Below are 15923 nucleotides of genomic sequence, written 5' to 3' on the forward strand. Positions count from 1 at the left end.
AGCCTATTGAACCCATCGTCAGGGTTCCGGTCTGACAAAGCCCTGCCCCTATAATCGGCCGATGAATTCCTGGATCGACACCACGCTGGCGTGGATTGCTGCTCATCCCGTGCTGGCCGGTGCCGCGATCTTCGCCATCGCCTTCTGCGACGCCGTGATCATCCTCGGCGCCATCGTGCCGGCCTTGCCGCTGATGATCGCCGTGGGCGTGCTGATCGGAATGGGCGAGCTGTCCGGCCCCTATGCCATTGCCTGCGCGACCCTTGGCGCCTTTGCCGGTGACGGCCTGAGTTACTGGGTGGGCCGGCGCTGGGGCGACCGCCTGCGTGGGGTATGGCCGTTCAGCCGCTACCCGCAGCTGCTGGACCGGGGCGAACTGCTGTTCCGGCGCAACGCCTTCAAGAGCATCCTGATCGCCCGCTATGTCGGTGCGATCCGCCCGTTCGTGCCGGCCATCGCCGGCATGGCCCACATGCCCTTCAGCCGTTATCTCAAGGCCAGCGGCATCGCCTGCCTGTCCTGGGCGGTGCTGTTCCTGCTGCCGGGCTGGGCGCTGGGCCAGGCTTACGATGCGGTCGCCGCCGTGGCCGGGCGACTGTTCGTGGTGGTGGCACTGCTGGGCGTGATGCTGGGCCTGGTGTGGGCCATCGTGCTGTACAGCTACCGCTGGTCGGCCGCGCGCATGGACAGCTGGCTGGCCCGGCTGCTGCGCTGGTCGCAACGGCACCCGCGCCCGCTGGGCCGTGCGCTGAGTGACCTGTTTGACCCCAAGCGGCGTGAGTCGGTGCCGCTGGCGATGCTGGCGCTGATGTTGCTGCTGCTGGGCTGGGGCTGGTTCGTGCTGCTGATGGTGGTGGTCGGCCACGGCGAACCGCTGGCGCTGGATCTTGCCGTACACGAACTGATGCTGGCGCTGCGCAACCCGCTGGCCGACTACCCGATGGCGGCCCTGGCCTCGCTGGGTGACTGGCAGGTGCTGTTGCCGGCCATCGCCGCCGGCATGGGTTACCTGGCCTGGCGCCGACGCTGGATGGCGGTCGTGCATTGGCTGGCGGCGCTGGCCTTCGGCCTTGCGCTGACAAAACTGCTCGGCACCACCGTGGACGTGGTACGTCCGCCGTCGGCCAGCAGCGGTTTCGGCTTCCCGTCGGTGGCGGTGACCATGGCCACCATCACCTTCGGCTTCTTCGCCGTACTGATCGGCCGCGAACTGCCCGGCCGCACCCGCGTGTGGCCGTACCTGGTCTGCGGCGGCGTGGTGACGATCATTGGCTTTGCCCGTATCTACCTGGGCGCGCACTGGCTCAGCGACGTCATCGGCGGCATGTTGTTCGGCCTGTTCTGGCTGTTGCTGCTGGGCGTTGCCTACCGCCGCCGCTTCAACCGCTCGTTCTGGGTCAAGCCGGTGACCTGGGTGTTCTACGGCGTCTTCGTGCTGGCTGGCCTGTGGTACGCGCCAAGCAATGTGCCGGCCAAGCTGGCCAAGTTCGAGCCGGCCGCCGGGACCCCGCGCCAGATGGACGCCGCCCATTGGTGGCAGGACGGCTGGCGCGAGCTGCCGGCGCGCCGCAACGAATTCGACGACGACCAGCGCTGGCCGCTGGACGTGCAGGTGGCCGGGCCGCTGCCTGCCTTCCAGCAACAGCTGGAGAAGAATGGCTGGACGATGCAGCCGCAGGCCGGCTGGCAGCAGGCGTTGATCATGCTGGACCAGAAGGCCGCGCCCAGCGAGGTGCCGGTGCTGCCGGCCACGCTGGATACCAATGTCGAAGCGCTGTTGATGCTGCATCCGAGCGAGCGCCCCGACGAAATGTATGCGCTGCGGCTGTGGCCTTCGTCGGTACGTCTGCAACCGGGCCAGCAGCCGGTGTGGCTGGGCAGCGCGCAGACGCTGCGTTACGAGCGGCATCTGAAGCTGTTCGGTGCGTGGCGCCCGTTGCGCGGTGTCGATCCGGCGTTGGACGCACTGAAGAAATCACTGGACGGCGTGCAGAGCCAGCAGCAGACCCAGCCGGATACCGGCTTGCCGTTGCTGATGATCCGCAGCGGGGATGTTTCCGCCGATTGATGTGATCTTCAGTGCAGTAGCGGCGCAGGCTGCGCGGCCACGGATAGTACTGCTGCCAGCCCACCTGCAATTGCAGCGATTGTCGCTGCCGGAGCTGTTTCCAGCTTCGCGGCTGACGCCGCTCCTACAAGGGGCATCCGCTAGTTTTAGCCCGTCTCCGCGCGGAGATGCTGCCGGGATCTCATCCCTGCCGACGCAATCGGCCCCTTGCATTTCGTTCGGACGATTACAGGATTTCTTCCTGCGGGACGTCGAAGCCGGGGATCCACGACAGCAGGTGATCCAGCCGCTGATGCGGATTGTCTTCTTCGAGCAGCAGCACGCGTTGCTGCTCCTGCAATGGAAGCAGTTCGGCCAGACGCCAGCCGACCCATGCGGCCTGATCCAGCTGTGCCGGCCCGGCCGATGCATATTCACCACCGGCCTGCTCCAGGATGCGTTCGAGCAGGATGCCCAGCAGCGCATGCTCGGGCCGCAGCTCGTCATCGCTGTCGCGCTCGCACCAGTGCACCTCGGCCACGACCAGGCCGTTGTCACGCACGCGGGTTTCGAGCACGTGGAAACGCCGGCCACCGCGCAGGCGCAGCACCAGCACGCCGTCGGCACCGACATCGAAATCCTCGACCCGCGCCTCGACTCCCCACGCCGCAGGCGTGGCCGGTGCACCGACCTCCTCACCGTGCAGGATCAGGCAGACACCAAATGTGCTGCCCTTGCGACCACATTCGCGCACCAGATCCAGGTACCGCGCTTCGAACACGCGCAGGCTCAACGCTGCGCCCGGCAGCAGCGCCGAATGCAGCGGAAACAACGGCAGGCTTTGCAAGGAAGTCATCTGATGCAGAAACGGGCGGACCGGGGCTGATGTTACCCCAGCCCGCCTGCTGGTACCGCCGCAACAGCACCCGGCCGCTGCGGCGCTGGCGTCAGAAGTTGTACTTCACATGCGTGTGCAGGCGATTCATGTCGCCCTCCTCGCCGTTCTGGAGACGCCGCTGCGCGTGGCTCAGTTCCACGCCGAGGTCCAGCTTGGGGAACGGCGAGTAGATCAGGTTGGCACGCACCGACTGCGCCTTCTCGGTGACTTCGTAACCGGTGAGCGCGGCATCGTTGTCGAGCAGCGCCACCGAGTACACCAGATTGCCGCGCAGCTTCGGCGAGAACGCATGACGCCATGCGGCGAATCCGCCATAGCCGTCCATCGCATGCAGGCGCCCTTCCTCATCCAGCACGGTGTCGCTACCCAGCGCGAAGCCCAGGTAACGGCCCACGCCGGCACCACCGCTGACCATGTAGCGCAGGTCGTCATTGGCACCCATGTTGAACTTGCCCGAGACGCTCAAGGCACCACCGGTTTCGGTATCGCCGTCGTAGCGGAAGTTGCGCAACAGTGCGGCAACGGTGAAGTGGCCCCAATCGCCGCGGGTAAGCCAGCGCGCGGTGAGGTCCGGCATCACGTCGGCGCCGCTGTTGATGCGTGCACCCTTGCCGCCGAACGGGGTGATCGTGGTCTGTGGGTTCTCCGCCGAGAACGACCATGCGCCGCGGGTGTAACGCAGCTGCGCCTGCCGCGAGAAGATGGTGCCTTCCGACGGCCCGGTGAAATCCACCGTGTCAGGCAACGCCGCCACATCCTGGAAGTTGGACCAGGTCTGGCCGGCCAGCCAGTTGTTCCAGCTCACGTAGGCCTGGCGCAGGGTGAGCGCGTAGGTGTTGGTGATGACCTCGTTGCCGGCAAAGGCATTGCTGCCGCCGCCGTACATGTCCGCCTCGATGTAGGCCTTGAGCTTGTCGCCACGCTCGGTGGTGGTATCGGCACCGAGCCAGAAGCGTGAGAACTGCGCGTGCACATCGGTGTAACTGGCACTGCGGCCATTGCCGTCAGCGGCCACAGGGGTGGCTGCGGGGAAGTAGAACAGGCGTCCGGCCGAGCCATCGGCGATCTCACCGTCACTGGTGCGCGTGTACATCGAGTCCAGCTTGATGAACCCACCGAAGGAGAACTTCGTGCCCGCCATTGCATTGGGCATCACGACGGCCGGTGCCGCCGGTGCGGCAACGCGGGTGGCGTCGAGCGCGGCCGCCGTCGGCGCCGCAGCGGCATTGGCAGCATCACGCTGCTGGTAGGCCTGCAGCATGTCGCGCATCTGCTGCATCTCCTGCTCCAACTGCGCCATGCGCGCCTCCATGGCCTGTGCGTCCATGGCCTGGGCCAGGGCGCTCAGTGGCATCGCGGCCAGTACCGCAGTGGTGGCCAGGGCGGCCAGCTTCTTGTTACCGATCATTGTTTTCCCCTCCCAGGGCAACAGGACACCGTTCCGGCGCTCGGGCGAGCGCCGGTCATGAAGAACGTTGTTTTCGCTGCGGTCGTCCGGACTGCCCGACCGACTTTCAGGCCGTCATTCCCACCCGCGCAGGAATGACGTGATGCAGGGGAACATGTGGAGTTCCGGCATCAGATGCCACCCTGCCGCCAAACTCTCAAACAAACCGCATCGACGTCGTACCGATGCCATCCGCGCGCACCAGCACGTTGTCACCGGCAGTAACCGCCACCGCCGCGGTGATCGCGCCGGACAGCACCACGCTGCCGGCCGGCAGCGTCTGACCGCGCTCGGCCAGCATGTTCACCAGCATCGCCACCGCCTCGGCCGGATTGCCCAGCACGGCAGCACCGGCACCCACTTCGACCACCTGGCCGTTCTTCTCCATCACCACGCCCAGGGTTTCCAGGTCCAGCCCTTCCACCGATGTCGGGCGCGAGCCCAACACGTAGCGCGCGGCCGAGGTGTTGTCGGCGATCACACTGGGCAGGTCGAAGCGGAAGTTCTCGTAGCGCGAATCGATCAGCTCGATCGCCGGCACCACGTAATCGGTGGCCGCCAGTACCTTGGCGATATCGCAACCGGGTCCGGCCAGTTCCTCGCGCATGACAAAGGCGATCTCGGCCTCCACCTTCGGATGGATCAGGCGCGCGGTGTCGACCACCGCGCCGTCATCGACCGCGTTGTCATCACCGAGGAAGCCGTAGATCGGCGTATCCACGCCCATCTGCTGCATCTTCGGTTTCGAGGTCAGGCCCATCTTCATGCCGACAATCCGAACGCCGCCAGCCTGCTTCATGCTGCGCAGACATTCCTGGATGTCATAGGCGGCGCTGACATCGATCTGCGGATGCGCGTCGGTGATCTTGGTTACCTCGCGCACTTGTTGTTCGGCGGCCAGCAGCTGCAGGGCGCAGCTCTCGATAATGGAACGCTCCAGCGTCATGCCTGCATCTCCTGCGGTTGTTCGCCGCGCGCACGCAGCATGTCCAGTGCGACGTCCACGATCATGTCTTCCTGGCCACCAACCATGCGGCGCTTGCCCAGCTCGACCAGGATGTCGGCGGTCTTCAGGCCAAAGCGCTGCGATGCGATTTCCGCGTGGCGCAGGAAGCTCGAATAGACACCGGCATAGCCCAGCGCCAACGTCTCGCGATCCACCCGCACCGGGCGGTCCTGCAACGGACGCACGATGTCGTCGGCCGCATCCATCAGCGTGTACAGCGCACAGCCGTGGTTCCAGCCCATGCGTTCGGCGGCGGCGATGAACACTTCCAGCGGCGCGTTGCCGGCGCCGGCGCCCATGCCGGCCAGGCTGGCGTCGATGCGGATCGCGCCCGCTTCGACCGCGGCGATGGAGTTGGCCACGCCCAGCGACAGGTTGTGGTGGGCGTGAATGCCGATCTGGGTGTCCGGCAGCAGCGCCTCGCGCAGCGCGCCGACCCGGTCACGCACATCATTCATGTTCAATGCGCCACCGGAATCGACCACGTACACGCAGGACGCGCCGTAGCTCTCCATCTTCTTTGCTTCGATGGCCAGCGCCTGCGGCGTGGTCATGTGGCTCATCATCAGGAAACCGACCGCATCCATGCCAAGCGCATTGGCCGCTTCGATGTGCTGGCGCGAGATGTCGGCCTCGGTGCAATGCGTGGCCACGCGCACGATGCGCGCGCCGGCGGCATGGGCGTTCTTCAGGTCATGCACGGTGCCGATGCCTGGCAGCAGCAGCGTGGCGATCTTCGCGTGGGAAACCGATTCGGCTGCGACTTCGATCCACTCGATGTCGCTGTGCGCGCCGAAGCCGTAGTTGAACGAGGAACCCTGCAGGCCGTCGCCATGGGCGACCTCGATCGAATCGACCCGGGCCTGGTCCAGCGCGGTGGCAATCGCACGCACCTGCTTGAGGCTGTAGCGATGACGCACGGCATGGGAACCGTCACGCAGGGTGACGTCGGAGATATAGAGCTTGTTGGCAGTCATATGAATGTCCTCACGCCGCTGCACGCGCAGCCAGCACCGAGGCGGCCATGCGCTCTCCGGTGGCCAGCGCGGCCGACGTCATGATGTCCAGGTTGCCGGCGTAGGCCGGCAGGTAGTGCGCGGCGCCTTCCACTTCCAGGAAGATCGAGGTCTTCAGGCCGGTGCTCTGGCCAATGCCCGGCACGTTGACCGGTTCCTCGATGAGTTCGAACTGCACCTGCTGCTTGAGCCGGTAACCCGGCACGTAGGAAGCCACGCGTGCAGCCATGTCGGTCACGGCCGCTTCAATGATGGCGGTATCGACCACTTCACTGAGCACGTACACGGTGTCGCGCATCAGCAACGGCGGCTCGGCCGGGTTCAGCACGATGATGGCCTTGCCGACCTGCGCGCCACCCACGCTTTCAATCGCGCGCGATGTGGTTTCGGTGAACTCATCGATGTTGGCGCGCGTGCCCGGGCCGGCGCTCTTGCTGGAGATGCTGGCCACGATCTCGGCGTACTTCACCTTGGCCACCGACGCCACCGCTGCCACCATCGGGATGGTGGCCTGGCCGCCGCAGGTGACCATGTTGACGTTGGCCGCCTCGATGTTGTCTTCCAGGTTCACGGTCGGCACGCAATACGGGCCGATCGCCGCCGGGGTCAGGTCAACCACGCGGATGTCCGGTTTGGCCGCGCGCAGCAATGCGTCGTTGGCAACATGCGCCGAGGCCGAGGTGGCGTCGAACACGATGTCGATATCGGCGAACAACTCCGATTCGATCAACCCGGCCACGCCGCTGGAGATGGTCGCCACGCCCATGCGCGCCGCACGCGCCAGGCCGTCCGATGCCGGATCGATGCCAACCAGCGCCGCCATCTGCAATTGCTTGCCGTGGCGCAGGATCTTGATCATCAAATCAGTGCCGATGTTGCCGGGACCGATGATTGCCGCTTTCAGGGTCATGCAGAACTCCTGTCGTTCAATGTGGGGGAGGAAGCAGGCGTCATGCAAAATGGATCTCGGCGCTGCCCAGCGCGCCGACGCGCACACGCATGTGGTCACCGGCGCTCACCGGGATCAGCGGCACCAGCGCACCGGACAGGATCACCTCGCCCGCCTTCAGCGGCGTGCCGAGCCTGCCCAGCGTGTTGGCCAACCACGCCACGCAGTTGACCGGCGAGCCCAGTGCGGCGGCACCGGCACCGGTGGCGACCAGCTCGCCGTTCTTCTCGACCATCATGCCGAGCGTGCCCAGGTCCAGATTCTTCGGTGACACGCGCAGCCCGCCGAGCACATACGCGGCTGCCGAAGCGTTGTCGGCCACGGTGTCGGTGATGCCGATGCGCCAGTCACGGATGCGTGAGTCCACGATCTCGAAGCACACCGAAAGGGCTTCGGTCGCCGCCAGCACGTCGTGGTGGGTGATGCCCGGGCCGACCAGATCGCGCTTGAGGTGGAAGGCGATCTCACCTTCGGCACGCGGCGCGATCATGCCGGCGGTGGACAATACGCCACCATTGGCCACCTGCATGCGGTCGGTGAGAAAGCCGAAATCCGGCTGATCCACTTTCAACATGCGCTGCACCGCCACCGAAGTGGCGCCGATCTTCTTGCCAACCACGCGCTCACCGTCTGCCAGGCGACGGGCCAGCAGGTCATTGGAGATCGCATAGGCATCACTCAACGCCAGGCCGGGGATACGCTCGCTCAGCGGCTCCACCGCCACGCCGCTGCGCAACGCGCGGTGCAGTTCGGCGCCATGCAGGGCAATGGCCTGGTTACTCAGGGACACGGCACTCATGCCTTGCTTCCTTCTTTGGGATCGCTCTTGAGCACATCGCCCACCGCGAAACGCTGCGGCGGTACTTCATTGACCATCACCCGGATCGCGCTCATCGGCGCATCCAGTTCGGCATGCGCCACCCGCGCCACTTCGCGGATGAAACGCTGCACTTTTTCCTCGTCACGGCCCTGCACCAGGGTCACCTGGATGATCGGCATGGGTTCACTCCTGCGGTTGCAATCAGGTCAGCTCGGCGCCCTTGGTCTCGGGCAGGAACAGCAGCACGATCAGTGCGGCCAACCCGAAGAACCCGGCTGTGGCCATCAGCCCACTGGCCACGCCGTAGCTGTTGGCCAGGAACCCGATCAGGGCCGGCGCGATGGCGGCGATGGCCCGTCCGCCGTTGTAGACAAAGCCCTGCGCGGTGGCGCGTACCGAGGTGGGGAACATCTCGGCAAAGGTCGGCGCGAAGCCGCTGTAGAAACCGGTGCCGAAGTAGGCAACGACGATGCCGAAGCCCATCAGCAGCATCGGCGACTTGATCATCACGAACACCGGGACAGTCAGTGCCGAGCAGACGAAGAAGATCATGAAAGCCTTCTTGCGGCCTACCCAGTCGGCGATGTAACCGAAGGTGACGAAACCGAACGCCGCACCGATCTGCATGATCACGATCCAGATCGTTGACTTGACCATGTCCAGGCCCGGGCCGCCGTCGGCGACCGGCGTGGCGAGGTAGGTCGGAATCCAGGTGAACAAGCCCCAGTAGCCGCACATCGCCGCGGTGACGAAGGCCAGGCCGACAATCGTGCTGCGTGCATGCGTACCGAACAGCTGGCCCATGGTCTGGCCGAAAGTCAGGCGCTCTTTCTGGTTGACCCAGATTTCCGGTTCCTTGACGTGGCGACGCACATAGAACGCCAGCAACGCCGGCAACAGGCCGACCACGAATACCCAGCGCCAACCCAGCGTCGGCACCACGAGTGCGGCAACGATCGCAGCGGCGGCATAGCCGGACGCGAATGCGCTCTGGATCCAGGCCAGGATCTTGCCGCGGTGCTGTGCCGGCCAGCTCTCGCTCACCAGCGCCGAACCGGCGGACCACTCACCGCCCACACCCAGGCCGACGATGATCCGGAACAGCATCAGCTGGCCGAGCGAGTCAGACAGACCGCACAACGCGGTACCAATCGAGTAGCAGATGATGCTCAGCATCATCGACTTGGCCCGGCCCATGCGGTCGGCCAGGTAGCCGAACACCAGACCGCCGAACGCGGTAGCCAGCAGCGTGGCCGACATCACCATGCCCGCCTGCGACTTGTCGAAGCCCAGGTCCGCGCTGACGTGCTTGAGCACCATCGCGAACAGCATCAGGTCCATCACATCCAGCATCCAGCCCAGGTAGGCCGAACGGAACGTGCCCCACTGCTGCTTGCTGGCGCCCTGCCACCAGCGGCCGCTGCTGGCGGCCGGTACCTCTTGGATCGTTGAACCACGCTGCGCCATTGGCTTCCCCTCCGGAATCTTGGCTGATACGAAAGTATCGGTGAACGATACTGCGGCAACAAAGTATCTCACTTTTCTCGAAAATGGAACATGACAAACGTTTTCGTATCGATATACGATACATAGGCCGTAACAACCATGAGATTTTCGATGTCCGAGCTGATCCTCCGCCTCCACGAAGACCGCCTGCCAGCAGGCTGCCCGCCGGTCTACCTATCCGCCGGCCCGCGAGCGCTTTACGTGCGCGAAGGCGGCCTGATGGTCGAATCGCCGCAGGACGCCCAATCGCTGGACCCGGCCCAGGCACGTGTTTCGCAGGAACAGCTGATCCTGCTCAATGGCGACCAGGACAGCGTGCTGTGGCGCTGGGACCTGACCGAGGCCAGCCAACCGGCCAGCGCCCTGCCCTCGGCCCCGGCCACCCGCAGCGAACTCAAGCTGGAAGCGCCAATCACGCTGGACAAGCGATTTGAGTGGCTGATGCGCTGTGATCGCGTTGATTTCCCGAAGGGTGGCGTCGCCCTCACCCACGTCCATCAGGGCCCGGGCATCCGCATCTGCGACTACGGCCGGATCAGCATCGAGACGCTGGGCCAACGCCACGACCACCCGGCGGGCCACGCCTGGTTCGAGCTGGGCCACGCACCGGTGCTGGCCCCGACCACCGAGGACGAAGAGACGCGCTTCATCCGCTGCTTCCTGTTGCCGCGCCAGCTCAAGGGGCGCAGTTCGATCCGTTACGTACGCCCGGAGGACGCCGCCGCGCAGAAGACCCAGCGGTACAAGGTTTTCGCAGAGCGATACATCGACCTGCCATAATCGGCACAGCGCGCGACGAACCCGCCGCCGCGCCCATGCCAAGAACGCTGACAGGTAGCCGATGCCCCGCCAAGCCGCGCCCGAAAAAAAGGATTTGTCCCCCGCCGCAGGCGTGGACGCCCAGGACGACACCGCCGATCACGGCTTGCCCACCGCCATCGTCTCGCTGAAGGTCATCGAGGCGCTGGCATCGGCCCCCAGCGGCCTGGGCGTCACCCGACTGGCACAGCTGCTGGGCATGCCCAAAGCACGCGTGCACCGGCACCTGAGCGTGCTGCGCGAGCATGGCTATGTCGACCAGGATCAGGACAACAACCAGTACCGCGTCGGTTGGCAGATGTTCCTGCTGGGCCGCGCCTGCACCAGCCGCTTCGACGTGATGAGCCTGGCCAAGCCGATCCTGGAGCACCTGCGTGACCAGGTCGGCCAGACGGTGGTGATCTCCACCTTCTCGGACAACGAAGTGGTGGTGATCGATCTGCTGCGCGGCACCGCGCCGGTTGAGATCAGCCTGCGTCCGGGCACCCGCTTCCATCACAACAGTGTGGCGCAGGGCAAGATCGCGCTGGCCTACGGCGCAGAGAAACTGCGCCGTGCCTATCTGGCGCAGACGCTGCCTGCCAGCACCCGGCACACCATCGTCGACCCGGACCGCCTGGCCGCCGAGATCGATCTGGTGCGCAAGCGCGGCTGGGCCGACGCACCGGAAGAGCTGTACATCGGCATCAACGCATTGGCAGCACCGCTGCTGCAGGCCAATGGCGAACTGTTCGGCACGCTGGCCATCGTCGGCTCCATCCACTACCTGCCCAGCACGCCGGACCCGGCGCACGTGCAGGCGCTGCTGGAAGCAGCGGCGCAGATTTCGGCAGCAATGGGCTACAACGGCAAGCCAACGCGCTGAAGCCACCACCACTGTTTTTCAAGGCGCGCGGCGGTTGCAGGCGCGGCGTACGCCGCGAAGCTGACAATGGCCAACGCCGCACAGAAATCTGCAATTGCTGGGCACGTGCGTGACCGATGCCGCCCCGGCATCGCAGCTGAAACTGCTTCTACAAGAGAAGCCGCTCCCTCGTAGGAGCGGCCTTGGCCGCGAGGCTGGTGATACCCAGACAACGGCACCAACCGCAATCCCAGGATTGCCAACCTCATGCCGCATCCACCGGTACCGGCTTCGCGGCGTACGCCGCTCCTACATTGAGCCGCGCGATATCAGCCGTTCTGCAACTGCGCCAGGAACCGGCGTGGCGCGCCATCGAAGCCACCGTTGGACATGAACACCACGTGGTCGCCGTCACGCACCAACTCGCCCAGCTGCGCCAGCAATGCATCCGTGTCAGCCACCGCCTGCGCATCGCCACGCACCGCGCCGATCACCTTGGCCGCATCCCACGGCAGTTCCGGCCGCGCCAGGAACACCACCGCATCGGCGATATCCAGCGATGGCGCCAAGGCTTCGGAATGCGCGCCCAGCCGCATCGAATTGCTGCGTGGCTCCATCGCCACCACTATGCGTGCATCGCCCACTTTCGCGCGCAGGCCTTCCAGCGTGGTGTGGATCGCAGTGGGGTGATGGGCGAAGTCATCGTAGATGGTCACGCCCTGCGCCAGGCCAATCACTTCCATCCGACGCTTGACGCTGTGGAAGCGGGCCAAGGCCGGCGCGACGCTGGCCACATCCACGCCCACCGCATTGGCGGCGGCCAACGCCGCCAACCCGTTGAGCACGTTGTGGCGGCCGAGCAGCGACCATTCCACCGTCGCCACTTCCGCACCGCGATGCAGCACCGCGAAGGCGCTGCCATCCTGGTTGATCAGGCGCGCGCTCCATTCCAGCGACGGATCAAAGCCAAACCGCTCCACCGGCGTCCAGCAGCCCATCGCCAGCACTTCGGCCAAGTGCTGGTCTTCGCCATTGACGATCAGACGGCCACGCCCCGGCACGGTACGCACCAGATGGTGGAACTGGCGCTGGATCGCGGCCACGTCGGGGAAGATATCGGCATGATCGAATTCCAGGTTGTTGAGGATCGCCACCAGCGGACGGTAATGGACGAACTTGCTGCGCTTGTCGAAAAACGCGGTGTCGTACTCGTCGGCTTCCACCACAAAAAGCGGCCGATCCGGAAGCGCCGACGCGTAGCTCCCTTCTCCCTTCGGGGAAAGGTGGCGCGCAGCGCCGGATGGGGGTACGGCATCACTCCCCGTCGAGGGAAGCTGGCGTCCCAGCCGCGCCGAAACGCCGAAATCCTCCGCAACCCCTCCAATCAGGAAGCCCGGCTCACGCCCGGCTGCCTGCAACAGGAACGAGAGGATGGTCGTGGTCGTGGTCTTGCCATGCGTGCCAGCCACCGCCAGCGTGTCGCGGCCCGGCAACACCTGCTCGGACAACCACTGCGCGCCGGAGATGTAGCGTCGGCCCTGGTCCAGCACCGCTTCCACGGCCGGGTTGCCGCGCGAGAGCGCATTGCCGATGACAATTTCGTCGCAGTCATCGCTGATATTGCCGGGCAGATAGCCCTGCGACAGCGTGATGCCCAGGGTTTCCAGCTGCGTGGACATCGGCGGATACACCGCCTGGTCGCTACCTTCAACCTGGTGACCGAGTTCGCGGGCCAAGGCGGCCACGCCGCCCATGAAAGTGCCGGCAATGCCGAGAATGTGGATCTTGCTCATCCGCCGATTGTCGCCGATGCGCCACCATACGGGTATCCACTCAGGATGCGCCTAGGCACTTGTAGGGAAATCCCCTATATCCCGGTACGACATACCCAACGAGAATGGACGACGCCAGCCGCAGTATCCCTCAGGTCCTACTCCCCAAGAGGCCATCCCCAGGGAGCTCATGCTGCGGGGCTCTGAGCAAGCCCTTTTGCTGGCCTCTATCAACGCAAACGCCCGGTCCCAGCAACCTGGAACCGGGCGTTTGCGTATCTGCAACCCCAAAGGGCTTCGCCTATCTCGGCTGCGGGGTTTACCCACCGCAGCCAGGCTTGTTCAGCGCTTGATCGCCGCCAGGATGCGGGCCAGCACTTCGTCCAGCTCACCAACGCCGTCAACGCTGGCCAGGGTGCCCTTGGCGGCGTAGAAGTCGATCACCGGCGCGGTCGAATCGTTGTAGACCTGCAGGCGCTGACGCACCGATTCCGGATTGTCATCGGCGCGGCCCTGTTCCTTGGCGCGGCCGGCGATGCGCTCGACCAGCAGTTCGGTCGGCACGTCCAGCTGCACGATCGCATCCAGCGGCTGGTTCAGCTTGGCCAGCAGCTCGCCCAAGGCATTGGCCTGAGCCACATTGCGCGGGTAGCCATCGAGAATGAAGCCATTGGCGACATCGGCCTGGGACAGGCGCGATTCGAGCATGCCCAGCAGGATGTCATCGGAAACCAGGTTGCCCGAATCCATCACGGCCTTGGCCTGCTTGCCCAGCTCGGTGCCGGCGGCCACTTCGGCGCGCAGCAGGTCACCGGTGGAAATGTGCGGAATCTGCAGCTCTTCCTTCAGGCGGGTTGCCTGCGTGCCCTTGCCCGAACCGGGCGGTCCCAACAGAACCAATCGCATTCCTGACTCCCATATGTTTTGAGGAAACGGGACGGACAGCGGCGTTAGACTCATGGGCCGATTCACGCTGCACCGCAATATGCGCAGCTTACCGCATCCGGCCAATGTCCCGGAAATGTCCCCCGCCCGGAGAGTATTCACCATGTCCCAAGGCACCTTGCTCTATGCCCAGTCCGGCGGCGTCACCGCCGTCATCAACGCCACCGCCTCGGCCGTCATCAGCGAGGCCCGGTCGAAGAAAATCAAGGTGTTGGCTGCGCGCAACGGCATCCTGGGCGCGTTGCGCGAGGAGCTGATCGACACCTCCAGGGAGTCGGCGGCCAGCATCGCCGCGCTGGCCCATACGCCTGGCGGCGCATTTGGTTCGTGTCGCTACAAGCTCAAGTCACTCGACGCGGACCGGGCCAAGTACGAGCGCCTGCTGGAGGTTTTCAAGGCCCATGACGTGCGTTGGTTTCTCTACAACGGCGGCAATGATTCGGCCGACACCGCGCTGAAGGTCTCGCAGCTGGCCACGGAATACGGCTACCCGCTGACCTGCGTCGGTGTACCCAAAACCATCGACAACGACCTGGCCGTCACCGATACCTGCCCAGGCTTTGGTTCGGCCGCCAAGTACACCGCGGTATCGGTGCGCGAAGCTGCGCTGGACGTGGCAGCGATGGCCGAAACCTCCACCCGTGTCTTCATCTACGAGGCGATGGGCCGCCATGCCGGTTGGCTGGCCGCTGCTGCGGGACTTGCCGGCGAGAACCCCGACGATGCGCCGCAGATCATCCTGCTGCCCGAGCGTGCCTACGACGAAGCGGCCTTCCTGGCCAAGGTGAAGCAGGTCGTGGCCAAGGTGGGCTTCTGCGTGGTGGTGGCCAGCGAAGGCATCCACACCGCCGATGGCCGGTTCGTCGCCGATGCCGGCGGTGCCAAGGATTCGTTCGGGCACACCCAGCTGGGCGGCGTCGCTTCGTATCTGGCAAGCCGGGTCAAGGCCGAGCTGGGCTACAAGGTGCACTGGACGCTGCCGGATTACCTGCAGCGTTCCGCGCGCCACATCGCCTCGAAGACCGACTGGGAACAGGCGCAGGCGGTCGGCAAGGCAGCGGTGCAGTTCGCATTGAAGGGGCAGAATTCGGTGATGCCGGTGATCGTGCGTAGTTCCGATGCGCCGTACCGCTGGAAGATTGAAGCGGCGCCGTTGTCCAAGGTGGCCAATCACGAGAAGAAGATGCCGGTCGGCTTCATCCGCAAGGACGGGTTCGGAATCACCGAGAAGGCACGCCGTTACCTGCAGCCGCTGATTCGCGGTGAGGCACCGTTGCCGTACGGTCGCGATGGGCTGCCCAAGTACGTGACGCTGAAGAACGTGGCCGTTGCGAAGAAACTGCCGGGTTGGGAGGGCTGAACAAAGCTCCCCCATAAGCGGAGGACCAGCGAGCCCGCGACTAACGCGGGCTTGTTGTTTGGCCCGGCTGTTGCAGGTCATTCCCGCCCAGCGCGGAAATGGTGAATCCGGCAGCTGCTCGATCGAACGAAAGCACGCTCCACACCGCGCCCGGCGTTGCATAGCGCTCACCCGGGTTGCGGCCTGAAGACGTGTCCGGACCGGAAACGAGCAGCCCAATATTCCCCATGCCTTTCGCCCATTCGTGGCAATGACTTCAGACAGGTGTGCGGCCCGCATCGGCGGCGCATCCTCGCTGTCAACGTTCCCATGCAGGCGGTGCGCCATGTTCCGGAAAGTGTTGATCGGGATGCTCGGTTTCCTCATCGCCTGCGGACTGGCCGCAGCCGGTTATCGCTTCGGCCAGCACCTGGCGCAGCAGGACAGCACCAACAACGCAGCACCTGGTTGAGCCTGCCAGCACAGTGCACATCGGCGTCGGTAGCTCCCAGGCT

The 15923-nt window shown here is 65.3% G+C and carries 14 protein-coding genes and 1 pseudogene; 5 read left to right on the plus strand and 10 right to left on the minus strand.

Annotated features, from left to right (window positions below; genetic code table 11):
• The first annotated feature begins 61 nt into the window (after positions 1-61).
• Positions 62-2068 (plus strand): bifunctional DedA family/phosphatase PAP2 family protein, encoded by a 2007-nt coding sequence (locus tag LR961_RS14950; RefSeq protein WP_232150739.1) that lies wholly within the window; start codon positions 62-64, stop codon positions 2066-2068.
• A gap of 226 nt (positions 2069-2294) precedes the next feature.
• Here LR961_RS14950 and LR961_RS14955 read toward each other — a convergent pair whose 3' ends face one another.
• The 8 genes and pseudogenes from LR961_RS14955 to LR961_RS14990 form a co-directional block, all read right to left on the minus strand.
• Positions 2295-2903: an LON peptidase substrate-binding domain-containing protein gene (locus LR961_RS14955; RefSeq protein WP_232150740.1), complete on the minus strand. Its 609-nt coding sequence runs from the start codon at positions 2901-2903 to the stop codon at positions 2295-2297.
• A 91-nt stretch (positions 2904-2994) separates the two neighbouring features.
• Entirely contained in the window at positions 2995-4353 is a 1359-nt protein-coding gene (locus LR961_RS14960; RefSeq protein WP_232150741.1) for a DcaP family trimeric outer membrane transporter, read from the minus strand.
• 196 nt (positions 4354-4549) lie between these two features.
• Positions 4550-5338, minus strand: coding sequence for a 2-oxo-3-hexenedioate decarboxylase (gene dmpH / locus LR961_RS14965; RefSeq protein WP_232150742.1), 789 nt, complete (start codon positions 5336-5338; stop codon positions 4550-4552).
• Positions 5335-6375 carry a 4-hydroxy-2-oxovalerate aldolase gene (dmpG, locus tag LR961_RS14970; RefSeq protein ID WP_232150743.1) on the minus strand — a complete coding sequence of 347 codons (1041 nt, stop codon included), beginning with the start codon at positions 6373-6375 and terminating at the stop codon, positions 5335-5337. Before dmpG ends, dmpH begins: the two co-directional genes overlap by 4 nt.
• A 10-nt stretch (positions 6376-6385) precedes the next feature.
• A complete protein-coding gene (locus tag LR961_RS14975; RefSeq protein ID WP_232150744.1) occupies positions 6386-7324 on the minus strand; it encodes an acetaldehyde dehydrogenase (acetylating) in 939 nt (312 codons plus the stop codon).
• Positions 7325-7364: 40 nt separating this feature from the next.
• Entirely contained in the window at positions 7365-8162 is a 798-nt protein-coding gene (locus tag LR961_RS14980) for a fumarylacetoacetate hydrolase family protein (protein ID WP_232150745.1), read from the minus strand.
• A pseudogene (locus LR961_RS14985) lies at positions 8159-8365 on the minus strand (tautomerase family protein); the annotation flags it as partial. The pseudogene LR961_RS14985 and the gene LR961_RS14980, both read right to left, overlap by 4 nt.
• 19 nt (positions 8366-8384) lie before the next feature.
• Positions 8385-9650: an MFS transporter gene (locus tag LR961_RS14990; RefSeq protein ID WP_232150747.1), complete on the minus strand. Its 1266-nt coding sequence runs from the start codon at positions 9648-9650 to the stop codon at positions 8385-8387.
• Between the two features lie 150 nt (positions 9651-9800).
• Here LR961_RS14990 and LR961_RS14995 point away from each other — a divergent pair, with 150 nt between their 5' ends.
• Both LR961_RS14995 and LR961_RS15000 read left to right on the plus strand, forming a co-directional pair.
• Entirely contained in the window at positions 9801-10469 is a 669-nt protein-coding gene (locus LR961_RS14995) for a hypothetical protein (protein WP_232150748.1), read from the plus strand.
• Between the two features lie 94 nt (positions 10470-10563).
• Positions 10564-11373 carry an IclR family transcriptional regulator gene (locus tag LR961_RS15000; protein ID WP_232150749.1) on the plus strand — a complete coding sequence of 270 codons (810 nt, stop codon included), beginning with the start codon at positions 10564-10566 and terminating at the stop codon, positions 11371-11373.
• Between the two features lie 308 nt (positions 11374-11681).
• Here LR961_RS15000 and mpl read toward each other — a convergent pair whose 3' ends face one another.
• Both mpl and LR961_RS15010 read right to left on the minus strand, forming a co-directional pair.
• Complete coding sequence (gene mpl / locus LR961_RS15005) at positions 11682-13145, minus strand: UDP-N-acetylmuramate:L-alanyl-gamma-D-glutamyl-meso-diaminopimelate ligase (RefSeq protein WP_232150750.1); 1464 nt, start codon at positions 13143-13145, stop codon at positions 11682-11684.
• Between the two features lie 321 nt (positions 13146-13466).
• Positions 13467-14030 (minus strand): adenylate kinase, encoded by a 564-nt coding sequence (locus tag LR961_RS15010; protein ID WP_232150751.1) that lies wholly within the window; start codon positions 14028-14030, stop codon positions 13467-13469.
• 142 nt (positions 14031-14172) lie between these two features.
• Here LR961_RS15010 and LR961_RS15015 point away from each other — a divergent pair, with 142 nt between their 5' ends.
• Both LR961_RS15015 and LR961_RS19280 read left to right on the plus strand, forming a co-directional pair.
• Complete coding sequence (locus LR961_RS15015) at positions 14173-15429, plus strand: 6-phosphofructokinase (protein ID WP_232150752.1); 1257 nt, start codon at positions 14173-14175, stop codon at positions 15427-15429.
• A gap of 325 nt (positions 15430-15754) precedes the next feature.
• Entirely contained in the window at positions 15755-15880 is a 126-nt protein-coding gene (locus LR961_RS19280) for a hypothetical protein (protein WP_269670732.1), read from the plus strand.
• Positions 15881-15923 lie beyond the last annotated feature (43 nt).

It is taken from the genome of Stenotrophomonas sp. SY1 (assembly GCF_021202945.1).
In the GTDB taxonomy this organism is placed as follows: domain Bacteria; phylum Pseudomonadota; class Gammaproteobacteria; order Xanthomonadales; family Xanthomonadaceae; genus Stenotrophomonas.

Excerpts from the sequence above, each read along its gene's own strand:
- LR961_RS19280 (WP_269670732.1), top strand. The coding sequence starts at position 15,755 with ATGTTCCGGAAAGTGTTGATCGGGATGCTCGGTTTCCTCATCGCCTGC.
- LR961_RS14995 (WP_232150748.1), top strand. The coding sequence starts at position 9,801 with ATGTCCGAGCTGATCCTCCGCCTCCACGAAGACCGCCTGCCAGCAGGC.
- LR961_RS14955 (WP_232150740.1), bottom strand. The coding sequence starts at position 2,903 with ATGACTTCCTTGCAAAGCCTGCCGTTGTTTCCGCTGCATTCGGCGCTG.
- LR961_RS15010 (WP_232150751.1), bottom strand. The coding sequence starts at position 14,030 with ATGCGATTGGTTCTGTTGGGACCGCCCGGTTCGGGCAAGGGCACGCAG.
- LR961_RS14960 (WP_232150741.1), bottom strand. The coding sequence starts at position 4,353 with ATGATCGGTAACAAGAAGCTGGCCGCCCTGGCCACCACTGCGGTACTG.
- LR961_RS15015 (WP_232150752.1), top strand. The coding sequence starts at position 14,173 with ATGTCCCAAGGCACCTTGCTCTATGCCCAGTCCGGCGGCGTCACCGCC.
- LR961_RS14975 (WP_232150744.1), bottom strand. The coding sequence starts at position 7,324 with ATGACCCTGAAAGCGGCAATCATCGGTCCCGGCAACATCGGCACTGAT.
- LR961_RS14950 (WP_232150739.1), top strand. The coding sequence starts at position 62 with ATGAATTCCTGGATCGACACCACGCTGGCGTGGATTGCTGCTCATCCC.
- dmpH (WP_232150742.1), bottom strand. The coding sequence starts at position 5,338 with ATGACGCTGGAGCGTTCCATTATCGAGAGCTGCGCCCTGCAGCTGCTG.
- mpl (WP_232150750.1), bottom strand. The coding sequence starts at position 13,145 with ATGAGCAAGATCCACATTCTCGGCATTGCCGGCACTTTCATGGGCGGC.
- dmpG (WP_232150743.1), bottom strand. The coding sequence starts at position 6,375 with ATGACTGCCAACAAGCTCTATATCTCCGACGTCACCCTGCGTGACGGT.
- LR961_RS14980 (WP_232150745.1), bottom strand. The coding sequence starts at position 8,162 with ATGAGTGCCGTGTCCCTGAGTAACCAGGCCATTGCCCTGCATGGCGCC.
- LR961_RS14990 (WP_232150747.1), bottom strand. The coding sequence starts at position 9,650 with ATGGCGCAGCGTGGTTCAACGATCCAAGAGGTACCGGCCGCCAGCAGC.